This window comes from Mycobacterium sp. NGS68 (assembly GCF_059812195.1).
Window position 1 is genome coordinate 132,834 of the sequence record NZ_JCALCE010000004.1, and the last position, 13,612, is coordinate 146,445.

Consider the following 13,612-nt stretch of genomic DNA (forward strand, 5'->3'; position numbering starts at 1 on the left):
GTCATCCTCGCTGTGGTCTCGGCGCGCCGAGTTCTCGTAGGGCGGACAGAAACAACTCGTCCATTTGCGGACTCAAATCGGCCAGCGTCGGGGCGCTGGCATGCCCGACGGACCCGAAGACGCGCTCGAGCGCATCGGTGCCGGTGGCGGCGCCCAGGGAAAGGCAGAGGCAGGCCACGCCGTCCGCGCGGAGTTCTTCGAGGGCTTTGTTGGCGTCGGCCTCCGCGTAGCGTCCTTCGTAGCCGTCATCGTAGGGAAAGCCGTCCGAAAGGACGACCAGCAGCCGATTCGGTGTGCCGGCTTGGGTTTTCAGGATTTCGCCGGCGCCGCGGATGCCTGCGCCCAGCCGCGTGTAGCCGGATGGCTGCAGCTGGTTGAGCCGGGCCCGCCCGACGACGCCGAAACGTTGCCCGAAGCTCTTGATCGCCGGCAGGTGCACGGCGTGCCGACCGTGCGACCGGAAGGCATAGACGGCGACGCGGTCGCCCAATTCCTCCAGCGTGACGGCCAGGGTGGCGGCCGCGCGGCGTTGGTGGTCGTGGACGGAGTGGCCGCCCCGGTCGGCGTCGGTGGCGGATCCGGAGGCATCGAGCAGGATGAGGACGCCGAGATTTCGCTCCAGCTTGCGCCTTTCCAGGTACACGTGCTCGGGCGGTGAATGGCCGGAGCGCAGATCTACGAACAGATTGATGAGCGCTTCGATGTCCAGTTCGTCACCGTCGGGCCGGGCCCGTAAAACCTTGGGGCCGAGACCCACCCGGGACAGGCGTCGCCGGAGCACGTCGTCGCGCGGGACCCCGGCGGCCGCGATCTCGGCGCTGACCGTCAGCGGAAAGTCGAGGACTCGGCACCAGTCGGGCCGATACCGGTTGTGGTGAACGTCCCACTCCGGATAGCGGGCGCCGCCCACGCCGACAGCGGCACCGGGTCTGCCGTCATCGGTGAAACGGATCCGGGTGGGTAGCGGCCGCGCGTGCGGTCCCACGCTGTCCGCCCGCCGCACTGCGCGCACCGGCGCCTCAACGCCTGCGGCGGCGTCTCCGGGCGTCCGCGAGCTGCCAAGCAGCTTGCGGAGGTAGTCCGCAACAGCCTTCGACCCAAAGAGAGGAGTCTCAAACAGCTTCAGTATCTTGCTTTCCCGGGGCCGCCCATCGTCGTCATCGTCGTCATCGTCGGCCTCGGGTAGGTCGACGGGCTCGAATCGCAGCCGCAGTTCCTTATCGGTGGGCTGTGCGCCCGGTCCCGCGGTGGCCGCCAGCAGGCGGGCGGGCCGGATGACGCCGAACCACTCTGGCGGGTCGGCGATAGGGGCGCGGCTTCGCGCCGCTTCGAGCGACTCGTCGGCGGTCGCGGTGCCCGGCTGCCCGTCGGGCCGCAGTGTGGTCGCGAGCGGTAGCCGCGCGGCAAGCTCGGCGAGCACCCGGTGCCCTTCCAGGGCCAGGTAGCGGCGCGCCACCGTCGGCCGGGCCCGCAACGGCTTCACCAGGCGCTGATCCAGGCTGCCCGCCCCGAGCAGAGCTGCCTGGACGAGCATTTCACGGCGCTGCGTGGCCGGCGAACCGCCGGCCGAAACGAATATGGCCTGGCCGTTCGTGTGCGCGGCGTCCCCGCCCGGTGCCTCAACGACCTCGACCGCTCTACCGGCGACCAGGGTGGCGACGAGCCGAAAGCGTTCGGGGGCAGGCGAATTGCTGTATGTCACGGCAGCGGTAGGACGGCGTCGACGAGTTCGCCGAGCGCGCGGATCACATCCTGGTCGTCGGTGAGGGCCTGGACGATCGCCGCCTGGACCGCACTGCGCAGGCCCAAGCCTTCGGCCACCAGACCGCCGGCCAGGATCAACATCCGGGTGGAGGACACCTCCCGCAGCGGTGAGCCGTCCAGGTTGCGGATCGCGTGGCCGAGCCGGACCAGCGCGCGCGCCGTGCCGGAATCGATGCCGGCTTCGTGGGCAACGATTTCCGTCTCGATATCGACGGGCGGGAAGTCGAGCGCGATCGCGACGAAGCGCTGTCGGGTGGACTCCTTGATGTTCTTCAGGACGCTCTGATAGCCGGGGTTGTAGGAGATCACCAACTGGAACCCCGGCGCGGCCGGCAGGGTCGTTGCGAGCCGGTCGACCGGTAGCTCGCGGCGGTGGTCGGCGAGCGGATGGATGACCACCGTGGTGTCCTGCCGCGCCTCCACGACCTCGTCCAGATAACAGATGGCGCCGTCGCGCACGGCCCGCGTCAGCGGCCCGTCGACCCAGACGGTCTCACCGCCCTTGAGCAGGAAGCGTCCCACCAGGTCGGCCGACGTCATGTCCTCGTGGCCCGCGACGGTGATCAGCTCGCGACCGAGTTCGTGCGCCATCGCCTCGACGAAGCGTGTCTTGCCGCATCCCGTGGGACCTTTGAGGAGAACCGGCAGGCCGCGACGGGCCGCCGCACGGAAGACTTCCGCCTCGTCGCCGATCGGCTTGTAGAACGGTGCCTGCCGTGCGGAGAGCACAGCGGGGGTCCGGTTGTTCAACATCACTTCCCTCGCTCGACGGGAACTGTCTTCGGCATCTCCTTGCCCGCCGGCAGGACAAGCTTGCCGTCTTGATTGATGTAGCCGGAGTGCCTGCCGGGCACCGGGATTGCGGGATCGGGGCACGGCCGGTCGGTACCGTCTCCGCAGATCCCCATCAGGAAGTAGGAGCGCTTGAGCAGGTCCTGCGGCCAGGGGTCCTGGTGGAAGGCGAGCCACTGCGCGGGAAGGTTGTAGCAGACGAAAAAGAACATGCTGCATGCCGCGAATATCGCCAGGAAGCGGGTAAGTTGTTGCCGCGCAAAGCCACCCCGAACCTGTTCGAGTCCGCGTTCGACGAATGTCCGGCCCCGGTCGTCGGTGAAGTAGCGCAGCGCGCACAGGCCGGCCTGCACACCGCCCCACATGATGCCTTCATAGATCGGCCATTGGTAATAGGTGCCGGCGTTGATCGACAGGGATCTGATCGCGCCGGGGTAGGTGAACAGCCCCATCGGCATCAAGAACATGCCTTCCATGACCAGATCGAAGACGAACGTCCAGGCGATCAGAACGCCGATCAAGCCAATGTTGCTGATGTTGGGCCACTTTGCCTTGGCCCGACGCATCACCCAGCAGCCCAGGATCGTGCACAGGAGCACTCCGTAGGAGTAGCCCGGCGCGTTCATCAGGAACGGTTCGGCCATCATGCGGCCCGGTTCTGCGTAGGACGTCCAGCCGGGCAGGTGCGCGACCCACGAACCCCGGTTCCACATCCAGGTGTTGTACGTGCTCCACGTGTTGAAGTAGTTCAGGAACGGGTCCTGGAAGAACAGCAGCCCGCAGGCCACCAACAGCATGCCGTCCGTCGTTATCCGGCGTTCCCGCCGCCAGGGCCGGAGGATGAAGTAGTAGATGCCGATCGGCAGCCCGGCGATGATGACCGCCGTCCAGGTGATGAGCACCACTTTCATCAACGTCGGTGGGTCGCTTGGCCCTTTGGGGACGCGCACGAAGTACGGGCCGGTGACCCAGCGGATCCAGACGTACAACTGGAACACCAGGATCGCGCCACCCAGAATGGCCCAGATGCGGACCGGCCTGCCGGTGGACCGCGGCTGATCGCCGAGCGATGTTGCCGCGCTGAGCGATTCGGTCTTTTGCGACGGATTGTTCTTGTTCGACAGCACGCTCATCAGACCGTCCCTTTCTCGAAGTTGATGCTGACCGGCCCGGCGGCTACTTCTGTCGGTCGAACGGCACGGTCACGGGAAGGTGCGCGCCGGGCGGAAGGACCAGTTGGCCGTGGATGTCGATATAGCCGGAGCGCTTGGTGGGCAGCGGCAAAACCGGACTGGGACAGGGTTGTTCCGTTCCGTCACCGCAGATGCCTCCGTTGAAATAGGAGCGCCGCTGCACGTCTTCGGGCCAGGGGTCGGCGTGCATGCCGAACCACTGCGCGGGCACGTTGTAGAAGAAGAAGAAGCACGCGCTGACGCCCGCAAAGATCGCCAGGAAACGGGCCAACTGCTGCGTCACGGCCCCGCCGCCAATGCTGTCGACCCCGCGCTCGACGAGGGTCTGGCCGCGATCGTCGGTGAAGTAGCGCAGACAGCACAACGCCGCCTGAACGCCGCCCCACATCAAACCCTCGTAGACCGGCCATTGGTAGTAGTGCCCGGCGTTAAGCGAAACCGCCCGTATCGCACCGGGATACGTGTAGAACCCGATGGGCAGCAGGATGCAGCCTTCCATGATCAGGTCCAGGAGGAAGGTGAACGCGTAGGTCACGGCGATCAGCCGAACATTGCTGATCGTCGGCCATCGGGCCTTGATTCTGCGCATGACCCAACACCCGACGATCGTGATCAGCAGGACGCCGTACGCGTAGCCGGGCGCGTTGGTCAGCAGCGGCTCGGCCACCTGCCGGCCCGGCTCCTCCGGTGACACCCATCCCGGGATGTGTGAGGACCACGAGCCTCGGTTGAACAGCCAGGTGTTGTACGTGCACCACGTGTTGAAGTAGTTCAGCAGCGGATCTTGGAAAAACATCAATCCCATTGCCCCCAACAGCATGCCGTCGAGGCTGATTCGCCGCTCGCGGCGCCAGGGCCGAATGATGCACCACCAGAGGGCGAATGGCAGGGCCGCCCAGAGAATCACCGCATTCGCCATGAGCGGTATTTTCATGAACATCGGTGGCTGGCTCGGCCCGGTGGGCACCCGCTCGAAGTAGGGGCCTGTGATCCAGCGGATCCATACATACACCTGCAGGAGCAGGAGGGCGCCGCCGACGGTGGCCCATATCGCGACCGGTTTGACTGCGGGCTGGGCCGTGGCATCCAGCCCGGCCACCGCGCCGAGCGGCGTCTTGGCGGGCCCTGCGGCCTTCTTATTCGACAGCATGCTCATGGACACGTCCGCTTCTCGAGATTCGCGACCGAACGGCATGAATATACTGACTAGTATCTCAAAAACTCAAGAGTATCCTAGATACTGTGCGACAATGCCGGGGTGGCTGAGCGGTGGACCCGCGAGCGGCGGCTTGAGCACACGCGGTCGCTGCTGCTTGACGCCGCCGAGGAGGTTTTCGCCGACAAGGGCTTCATGGCGGCCTCCGTCGATGACATCGCCCATGCGGCGGGTTATACGAAAGGCGCCGTCTACAAGCATTTCTCGGCAAAGGAGGATCTTTTCCTGGCCGTGAGCGACCGATACTGGCGGCGCTATTTCGACAACTTCACCGAGGTGATGTCGGCGTCGACACAAGTGGGGGCGCAGGAGCGCGACGACATCGCGCAGCGATGGCGTCAACTGAGTCGCGACCGCGGGGCGCGCCACGCCGCTCTGGGTCAGGAGTTCACGCTGTACCTGCTGCGGAACCCCGGGGCGCGCGAGCGCGTGGCGGAGAAGCGGCTTCGCGTGGCCGAGGCACTCGCGAAGTACATCGTCGCGGGTGTGGACCGACTCGGCGGTGCGTTGCTGATGCCTCCGCTGACGCTCGCTCGACTGCTGATCGCGACGACCGACGCCGTCGTGCTCAGCAGCGAACTCGACGACGTGGACCTCTACGGCCCGGCCCTCGAGTTGTACGTCTCGGCGATCAAGCTGCCTTGAGCCGACGCCGGAGTCGACGCGCTGGTCCTCGAGTCTGCGCTGGTGGCGTCGGCCCTGCGGTGAGGGCGTGAATTTCGACGAACGGGCACCGTGAGCGCAGACTCGGCGCCGCCGTCGACCAATCTCAACTACTTGCGATTCACGCGTCGAGCGGATACCGTCGTCGTCGACGCACGGACAGGAGCGACCATGCCTCGATTCCCGAAGCCGGCTGAGGGTAGCTGGACGCAGCACTACCCGGAACTCGGCACCGGGCCGGTCTCCTACGAGGATTCCATCAGCCCGGAGATCTACAACCTGGAGCGCGCGGCGATCTTCAAGCGGGCCTGGCTCAATGTGGGCCGGGCCGAACAGCTTCCGCGCAAGGGCAGCTACTTCACCAGGGAGCTCAAGGTCGCCAACACGTCGATCATCCTGGTGCGCACGGGATCCGGGGAGATCAAGGCCTACCACAACGTCTGTCGGCATCGCGGCAACAAGCTGGTGTGGAATGACATGCCGCTGGAGGAGACCAGCGGTGTCTGTCGTCAGTTCACCTGCAAGTACCACGCGTGGCGCTACGACCTGGACGGCAACCTGACGTTCGTGCAGCAGGAGCAGGAGTTCTTCGACCTCGACAAGAGCCGGTACGGGCTGGTGCCGGTGCACTGCGACGTCTGGGAGGGCTTCATCTTCGTCAACTTCGCGAAGACCCCGGAACAGCCGCTGCGTGAGTTCCTCGGCCCGATGATCACGGCGCTCGAGGGCTATCCGTTCGACAAGATGACCTCGCGCTGGCACTACCGCTCGGAGGTGAAGGCGAACTGGAAGCTCTACATGGACGCCTTCCAGGAGTTCTATCACGCACCGGTGTTGCACGCGAACCAGTCGCCGACGGCGTATTCGAAGGCCGCCGCGCAGGCCGGTTTCGAGGCCCCGCACTACCGCCTGGACGGGCCGCACCGACTGGTCAGCACGTCGGGTGTGCGGGCCTGGGAGATGGCGGCGGAGATGCGCAAGCCCATCGAGGACATCTGCCAGAGCGGGCTGTTCGGGCCGTGGGACAAGCCGGACCTGGGGGAGCTGCCGGCCGGGCTGAATCCCGCGAAATGCGACCCGTGGGGCCTGGATTCGTTCCAGCTCTTTCCCAACTTCGTCATGCTGTTCTGGGGTCAGGGCTGGTATCTGACCTACCACTACTGGCCGACCTCGTACAACACCCACCTGTTCGAGGGCACGCTGTACTTTCCGCAACCGCGGACCCCGCGCGAACGCGTCGCCCAGGAACTCGCCGCCGTCTCGTTCAAGGAGTACGGCCTGCAGGACGCCAATACCCTCGAGGCGACGCAGACCATGATCGAGTCCCAGGTGCTCGACGGGTTCCTGCTCTGCGACCAGGAGATCCTGATTCGGCACCTGCACAAGGAGACCGCGGCCTGGATCGACGATTACCGCCGCGCGTCGGCTGCGGGCGTGTGAGCGCCGTGTTGCCAAAGCTGCCAACGGAATTCGCCGACCTGGAACCGTTCGCGGACTGGTGCTTGCCGTCGGAACCGGAGCGCTACGCCAAGCGGCTGGCGAGCTCGATGACCGAGATGAAGGCGTTCTACGACGCGATCACCCCGCGCGCCGAGGAGGCGCTGGCGTACTGCGACAAGTTCTCGCTACAGGACCTGCCCGACGACGTCCTGAACCTCATGCACCTGCTGTATTCGATGATCATGGTGTCGTTTCCGATGGAGTGCTGGAAGCAGCCGGGGGTTCCGGACTCGGGGGCCTCCACGCTGGACTGCGTGTCCGAGCCGTTCCCGTGACCGCGACCACCGTCCTGCGCGCGGCCCGCTGGGCCGACGTCGACGCCGGCCAGGTCCGCTCGCCCGCGGTGGTGGTCGTCGACGGCGACCGGATCACCGCCGTCAATCCCGAAGGGCTGCTTGTAGATTCGGCGAATGTGATCGACCTCGGCGACGTCACGCTGCTGCCGGGCCTGATGGACATGGAGCTCAACCTGTTCATCGGCGGCCCCGGCGGTCCGCAGGGGCTGCCCGCACCGATGCACGGCGTTCAGGACGACCCCGTGTATCGCAGCCTGCGCGCGGCGGTCAATGCGCGCACCACGCTGGACGCCGGCTTCACGACCGTGCGCAACCTCGGGCTGATGGTCAAGACCGGCGGCTACCTGCTCGATGTCGCCCTGCAGCGCGCGATCGACCAAGGCTGGCACGCGGGCCCGCGCATCTATCCGGCGGGCCATGCCGTCACCCCGTACGGCGGGCACCTGGACCCGACGGTGTTCCAGCGGCTGGCGCCCGGCATCATGCCGCTGTCGGTGGCCGAGGGGATCGCCAACGGCGTGCCCGACGTGATCGCCTGCGTCCGTTACCAGATTCGCCACGGCGCCAAGCTGATCAAGGTGTCAGCCTCCGGCGGCGTCATGTCGCACAGCACGGCTCCGGGCTCGCAGCAGTACTCCGACGCGGAGTTCGCGGCGATCGCCGACGAGGCGCACCGCGCCGGGGTGCGGGTGGCCGCGCACGCCGTCGGCGATACGGCGATACAGGCCTGCATCCGCGCCGGAATCGACTGCATCGAGCACGGGTTTCTGGCCAGTGACGAGACGATTCAGATGATGGTCGACCACGGTACCTTCCTGGTCTCGACGACGTATCTGACCGAGGCGATGGCGATCGACCGGATCGCGCCGGAACTGCGCAAGAAGGCCGAAGACGTCTTCCCGCGCGCAAAGTCCATGCTGCCCAAGGCGATCGCGGCCGGTGTGCGCATCGCGTGTGGGACCGACGCGCCGGCGATCCCGCACGGCCAGAATGCCAAGGAGCTGATCGCCCTGGTGGACCGCGGCATGACGCCGATGCAGGCGATCCGGGCCGCGACGGTGACGGCGGCCGAGTTGGTCGAGGCCGACCACGAGCTGGGCCGCCTCGAATCCGGCTACCTCGCCGACATCATCGCCGTGCCCGGCGACCCCTCGCGGGACATCGGCACCACCCTCGACGTCCGCTTCGTCATGAAGAGCGGCCAGATCTACCAGAAGGCATGACATGGAGCTGACCGACAACATCCTGTGGCTGCTCAAACAGGCCTTCTACTATTCGCTGACCACCATCAACGAAGCTATGAGCGCGCACGGCGTGAGCACGGCCCAGATCGGCGTGCTGCGTCAGCTCAGCAACGAACCGGGGCTGTCCGGCGCCGAACTCGCGCGGCGCCTGCTGATCAGCCCGCAAGGGGTTCAGCTCGCGCTGACGTCGCTGGAACGCCGCGGCCTGGTGGAACGAAAGAAGGATCCCCAGCACGGCCGCATCTTGCGGGCCTACCTCAGCGGCGAGGGCCGCAAGGTGGCGAACACGGTTGTCAGCGACGCGATCGCCGCGCACCAGGAGGTGTTCGGCGTGTTGACCGACGAGGAGCAGAAGACGCTGCGCGAACTGCTGGGCCGCGTGGTCGAAAAGGGTACGGGCCATGAGCTGTTCGACGACCACATCGACAACTGACATGACCACGCCGAGCAGACGCGAAAGCTCCCAAAACGAGGCGTTTTGGGGTGCTTTTGCGTCTGCTCGCCCAGGGGTGGCGACCACCGAAGAGGTGACGATCGAGCTCGACGGTCGCAGCAGGACGGTGCCCTACGCGTCGGGTGACACCCTGCTGCAGACGGCGCGGATGGCCGGCCTGGCGGCGCCGTCGTCGTGCGAAGTCGGTTCCTGCGGAACGTGTATGGCGCGGCTGACCGAGGGCTGCGCGCGAATGCTGAACAACGACGCGCTCGAGGACGACGAGGTGGCCGAGGGCTGGGTGCTGACGTGTCAGGCCCTGCCCACCAGCCGGACGGTAAAGGTGGTTTACGAGTGAGCAAGGTAGCGGTGGTGACCGGCGGCGCCTCGGGGATCGGCGAGGCGACCTGCCACGAATTGGCCCGGCGCGGCCACAGGGTCGCCGTGCTCGACGTCAACGAGCAAGCGGCGCAACGGGTTACCGACGAGCTGCGGGCGAACGGGAGCACGGCCGTCGCGGTCGGTGCCGACGTCACGGACCGGCCCGCCGTCGAGGAGGCGTTCGCGAAGGTGCGCACCGAACTGGGGCCGGTCTCGGTCCTGGTGACCAGCGCCGGGATGTTCGACCGCGCGGCGTTCGCGGACATCACCGTCGAGTCCTGGGCCCGAATCATCGACGTCAACCTGACCGGCACCTTCCATTGCTGCCAGGTCGCACTGCCGGACATGGTCGAGGCCAATTGGGGCCGCATCGTGCTGATCTCGTCGTCCAGCGCGCAGCGCGGCACACCGTTCGCCGCCCACTACGCCGCCTCCAAGGGCGGAGTCATCGTGCTCACCAAGTCGCTGGCCCGCGAATACGCCGCGCACGGCATCACCGTCAACACCATCCCGCCGTCGGGCATCGAGACCCCGATGCAGCGGCAGTCGCAGGCCGCCGGGCAGCTGGCGTCCAGCGAGCAGATCGCCAGCCTCATCCCCGTCGGGCACCTGGGCACCGGCGACGACATCGCCGCCGCGGTCGGATTCCTGTGCTCGCCGGAGGCCGGCTTTATCACCGGCCAGGTGCTGGGCGTCAACGGCGGAGCGGTGATGTGAGTAACGGTCAGGAGGGCACTATGACGCGACCGGGCAGACCCGCCGAAGGGTCCTGGACCGAGCACTATCCCGAGCTGGGCACCGGCCCTGTCTCCTTCGCGGACTCCACCTCTCCGGAGTTCTACGAACTCGAACGCGAGGCCGTGTTCAAGCGCGCGTGGCTCAACGTCGCCAGGGTCGAGGAACTGCCGCGCACCGGCAGCTACGTGACCAAGGAGATCGAGGTCGCACGCGTCTCGGTGATCCTGGTCCGCGGCCGCGACGACCAAATCCGCGCGTTCTACAACGTGTGCCGGCACCGCGGAAACAAGTTGGTGTGGAACGACTTTCCGGGAGAAGAAACCCGCGGCACCTGCCGGCAGTTCACCTGCAAATACCACGGCTGGCGGTACGGACTGGACGGCGCGCTGAACTTCGTGCAGCAGCAGTCGGAATTCTTCGACCTCGATCCGGCCGAATACGGCCTGAGGCCCGTGCACTGCGACGTGTGGAACGGCTTCATCTTCGTCAACCTCGACACCGAGCCGCGACAAACCCTGCGCGAGTTCCTGGGCCCGATGGTCACCGCCCTGGACGACTATCCCTTCGGCAAACTGACCGAACGCTACGAATGGGTGGCGCACAACAACAGCAACTGGAAGATCTTCGCCGACGCGTTCCAGGAGTACTACCACGTGCCGTCCCTGCATCCGCAGCAGGTGCCGCCGGAGGTGCGCGACCCCAACGCCGGATTCACCTGCGGGCATTTCCAACTCGACGGCCCGCACCGGCTGGTGTCGACGGCGGGACGGCGCCGCTGGCTGCTGCCGCAGGAGTACATGTACCCGATCGAGCGGGCCACCCAAAGCGGGCTCGTCGGTCCCTGGCGCACCCCCGACATCGGCGAGCTTCCGGCCGGGCTGAACCCGGGCGGCATCGAACCGTGGGGGATCAGCAACTTCCAGATATTCCCCAACGTCGAGATCCTGATCTATGGCGGTTGGTACCTGCTGTACCGCTACTGGCCGACGTCGCACAACACGCACCGTTTCGAGGCCTACACCTACTTCCACCCCGCCCGCAGCGTGCGGGAGCGCGTGGAACACGAGGTGGCGGCGGTGGTGCTCAAGGAGTTCGCGCTGCAGGACGCGGGAATGCTCGGCGGCACGCAGGCGGCGCTGGAGTACGGCATCGTCGACGAATTCCCGCTCAACGACCAGGAGATCCTGGTGCGCCACCTGCACAAGGTCGTCGTCGATTGGGTGCGTGAATACCATGCCTGAAGCCTTGCTGCCCAGCGCATTTGCCGAGCTGGAGCCCTACGCGCCGACCTGGTGTTTGGCCACCGAGACGCAGCGGTGGAACGCCCGGATGGCCAGCACCATGCCCGAGATGCAGCGGTTCTACGACGCGTTCTTCCCGCGGCTCGAGGAAGCCATCGAGTACTGCGACAAGTTCGCGCTCGACAGCCTGCCCGATGACGCGCTGAACCTGCTGCACATGGTCTATTCGCTGATCATGGTCGCCATGGCGGTGGAGATCATGCACCAACCCGCACCCACCAATGCCGCCGACGCGGTGATGATCCGCACCGGCGAGCCGGTTCCCTGAGTCGAGAAAGGTCGGGCCATGAGTCTGCTTACCATCACCAAGCTCACCGAGTCGGTCGGCGCGGAAATCGCCGGCCTCGACCTGGCGCACGCCGCCGCCGACGATCCGGTCGGTGCGGCCATCCTGGATGCGCTGGAAGCCAACGGAGTGTTGGTCTTTCGCGGTCTGCGGCTCGATCCCGAGGCGCAGGTGGCCTTCTGCCGTCGTCTCGGCGAGATCGACCACTCCTCCGACGGGCATCACCCGGTCGCGGGGATCTACCCGATCACCCTGGACCCGGCGAAGAACTCGTCGGCCGCGTACCTGAAGGCGACGTTCGACTGGCACATCGACGGCTGCACCCCGTTGGGCGACGAATGTCCGCAGAAGGCCACCGTGCTGTCCGCGGTGCACATCGCCGAGTGGGGCGGGGAAACCGAATTCGCCAATTCCTATGCGGCCTACGACGAATTGACCCCGGCGGAAAAGGAACGGTTCGGCTCGCTGCGCGTTGTGCACTCGCTGGAGGCCTCGCAGCGACGTGTCACTCCCGATCCGACTCCGGAGCAGCTGGCGCGCTGGCGTTCCCGACGCACGCATGAGCACCCGTTGGTGTGGACGCACCGCAGTGGCCGCAAGTCGCTGGTGTTGGGTGCGTCGGCCGATTATGTGGTGGGCATGGACCTCGACGAGGGCCGCGCCCTGCTGACCGAACTGCTCGAGCGCGCCACCGTGCGCGACAAGGTCTACAGCCACACCTGGGCGGTCGGCGACACCGTCATCTGGGACAACCGCGGGGTCCTGCACCGGGCGGCTCCCTACGACCCGGACTCGCGTCGCGAGATGTTGCGCACCACGGTGCTGGGCGACGAACCGATCCAGTAGGTCCGGCGGGCCGTCACATCGCCTTCCTGCACGCCGCACAGGGTGTGCTGATATCGTCCCCGCTTGTGCCAGAGATGGATCGTCGACGCATGATGTTGGCGACGGGTTTTGGGGCTCTCGCGGCCATGATGCCCGTCCCGAGCGCTGGGGCTGCTCCCTTGCGACCCCCCCAACCGGATGCACCGGCACCGCCACCGGCGGCGCCGTCCGCGGCGGGCGGGTCGTTCCTGTGGCACGACGAGTTCGACGGTCCGGCGGGCTCGTCTCCCGACCGGTCGAAGTGGATCGTGTCCAATTTCCGCACGCCGATCCGCAACCCGGTCAACTGGGACCGACCGGAGTTCTTCGGCCAGTACCGGGACAGCCGCGCCAACGTCTTCCTGGACGGCAATTCCAACCTCGTGCTGCGCGCCACCCGGGACGGCGCCGGATACTTCGGCGGCCTGGTCTCCGGCACGTGGCGCGGCGGCATCGGGACCACCTGGGAAGCCCGCATCAAGCTCAACTGCCTGGGCCCAGGCATGTGGCCCGCCTGGTGGCTGTCGAATGACGATCCGGGTCGCAGCGGCGAAATCGACCTGATGGAGTGGTACGGCAACGGGGAGTGGCCGTCGGGAACCACCGTGCACGCCAACCCGGACGGCACCGCGTTCGAGACCCACCCGATCGGGATCGACGGCGGGTGGCACAACTGGCGCGTGACGTGGAACCCGAGCGGCATGTACTTCTGGGTCGACTACGTCGACGGCGCGCAACCGTACTTCAGCCTCCCGGCGACCGGCATCGAGGACCTCAACGACCCTGTTCGCCTATGGCCGTTCAACGACCCGGGTTACACGGTGTTCCCGGTGCTGAACCTCGCGGTCGGCGGCTCGGGCGGCGGCGATCCCGGTCGCGGCAATTACCCGATGGACATGCTCATCGACTGGGTGCGCGTCTTTTAGTCTCTTGCCGAGCAA

General features: G+C 66.7%; 14 protein-coding genes and 1 pseudogene. 11 read left to right on the forward strand and 4 right to left on the reverse strand.

Annotated elements, in window-relative coordinates; translation table 11 throughout:
• Nucleotide 1 precedes the first annotated feature (1 nt).
• From AC5Y5V_RS06995 to AC5Y5V_RS07010, 4 genes are read right to left on the reverse strand one after another with little or no spacing between them, the layout of a single operon-like run.
• The gene (locus tag AC5Y5V_RS06995; protein ID WP_499932180.1) at nucleotides 2-1,702 is read right to left on the reverse strand and encodes a nitric oxide reductase activation protein NorD; all 1,701 of its coding nucleotides are present in this window, start codon (nucleotides 1,700-1,702) and stop codon (nucleotides 2-4) included.
• Entirely contained in the window at nucleotides 1,699-2,517 is an 819-nt protein-coding gene (locus tag AC5Y5V_RS07000) for a CbbQ/NirQ/NorQ/GpvN family protein (RefSeq protein ID WP_499932182.1), read from the reverse strand. Before AC5Y5V_RS07000 ends, AC5Y5V_RS06995 begins: the two co-directional genes overlap by 4 nt.
• Nucleotides 2,517-3,689 carry a spirocyclase AveC family protein gene (locus AC5Y5V_RS07005; RefSeq protein WP_499932183.1) on the reverse strand — a complete coding sequence of 391 codons (1,173 nt, stop codon included), beginning with the start codon at nucleotides 3,687-3,689 and terminating at the stop codon, nucleotides 2,517-2,519. Before AC5Y5V_RS07005 ends, AC5Y5V_RS07000 begins: the two co-directional genes overlap by 1 nt.
• 43 nt (nucleotides 3,690-3,732) lie before the next feature.
• On the reverse strand, nucleotides 3,733-4,905 hold the full coding sequence (locus AC5Y5V_RS07010; RefSeq protein ID WP_499932185.1) for a spirocyclase AveC family protein: 1,173 nt from the start codon (nucleotides 4,903-4,905) through the stop codon (nucleotides 3,733-3,735).
• Nucleotides 4,906-5,007: 102 nt separating this feature from the next.
• On the opposite strand from AC5Y5V_RS07010, the gene AC5Y5V_RS07015 reads away from it, so the two are divergent.
• From AC5Y5V_RS07015 to AC5Y5V_RS07065, 11 genes and pseudogenes are all read left to right on the forward strand, one after another.
• Nucleotides 5,008-5,610 carry a TetR/AcrR family transcriptional regulator gene (locus AC5Y5V_RS07015; protein WP_499932186.1) on the forward strand — a complete coding sequence of 201 codons (603 nt, stop codon included), beginning with the start codon at nucleotides 5,008-5,010 and terminating at the stop codon, nucleotides 5,608-5,610.
• A gap of 189 nt (nucleotides 5,611-5,799) precedes the next feature.
• Nucleotides 5,800-7,068, forward strand: a complete 1,269-nt coding sequence (locus AC5Y5V_RS07020; RefSeq protein ID WP_499932188.1) for an aromatic ring-hydroxylating oxygenase subunit alpha — start codon at nucleotides 5,800-5,802, stop codon at nucleotides 7,066-7,068.
• 5 nt (nucleotides 7,069-7,073) lie between these two features.
• Nucleotides 7,074-7,403 (forward strand): hypothetical protein, encoded by a 330-nt coding sequence (locus AC5Y5V_RS07025; RefSeq protein WP_499932483.1) that lies wholly within the window; start codon nucleotides 7,074-7,076, stop codon nucleotides 7,401-7,403.
• Nucleotides 7,400-8,647, forward strand: coding sequence for a metal-dependent hydrolase family protein (locus tag AC5Y5V_RS07030; protein WP_499932190.1), 1,248 nt, complete (start codon nucleotides 7,400-7,402; stop codon nucleotides 8,645-8,647). The genes AC5Y5V_RS07025 and AC5Y5V_RS07030 overlap by 4 nt, the downstream gene beginning before the upstream one ends.
• A 1-nt stretch (nucleotide 8,648) precedes the next feature.
• Complete coding sequence (locus tag AC5Y5V_RS07035; RefSeq protein ID WP_499932192.1) at nucleotides 8,649-9,101, forward strand: MarR family winged helix-turn-helix transcriptional regulator; 453 nt, start codon at nucleotides 8,649-8,651, stop codon at nucleotides 9,099-9,101.
• A gap of 79 nt (nucleotides 9,102-9,180) precedes the next feature.
• Nucleotides 9,181-9,459: pseudogene (locus AC5Y5V_RS07040) on the forward strand (2Fe-2S iron-sulfur cluster-binding protein); the annotation flags it as partial.
• The gene (locus tag AC5Y5V_RS07045) at nucleotides 9,456-10,199 is read left to right on the forward strand and encodes an SDR family NAD(P)-dependent oxidoreductase (RefSeq protein ID WP_499932194.1); all 744 of its coding nucleotides are present in this window, start codon (nucleotides 9,456-9,458) and stop codon (nucleotides 10,197-10,199) included. The pseudogene AC5Y5V_RS07040 and the gene AC5Y5V_RS07045, both read left to right, overlap by 4 nt.
• A 20-nt stretch (nucleotides 10,200-10,219) precedes the next feature.
• The gene (locus AC5Y5V_RS07050; protein WP_499932195.1) at nucleotides 10,220-11,461 is read left to right on the forward strand and encodes an aromatic ring-hydroxylating oxygenase subunit alpha; all 1,242 of its coding nucleotides are present in this window, start codon (nucleotides 10,220-10,222) and stop codon (nucleotides 11,459-11,461) included.
• A complete protein-coding gene (locus AC5Y5V_RS07055; protein WP_499932197.1) occupies nucleotides 11,454-11,789 on the forward strand; it encodes a hypothetical protein in 336 nt (111 codons plus the stop codon). Before AC5Y5V_RS07050 ends, AC5Y5V_RS07055 begins: the two co-directional genes overlap by 8 nt.
• Nucleotides 11,790-11,807: 18 nt before the next feature.
• Complete coding sequence (locus tag AC5Y5V_RS07060) at nucleotides 11,808-12,653, forward strand: TauD/TfdA dioxygenase family protein (protein ID WP_499932199.1); 846 nt, start codon at nucleotides 11,808-11,810, stop codon at nucleotides 12,651-12,653.
• A 74-nt stretch (nucleotides 12,654-12,727) separates the two neighbouring features.
• Nucleotides 12,728-13,597, forward strand: a complete 870-nt coding sequence (locus AC5Y5V_RS07065; RefSeq protein WP_499932201.1) for a glycoside hydrolase family 16 protein — start codon at nucleotides 12,728-12,730, stop codon at nucleotides 13,595-13,597.
• The last annotated feature ends 15 nt before the right edge of the window (nucleotides 13,598-13,612 follow it).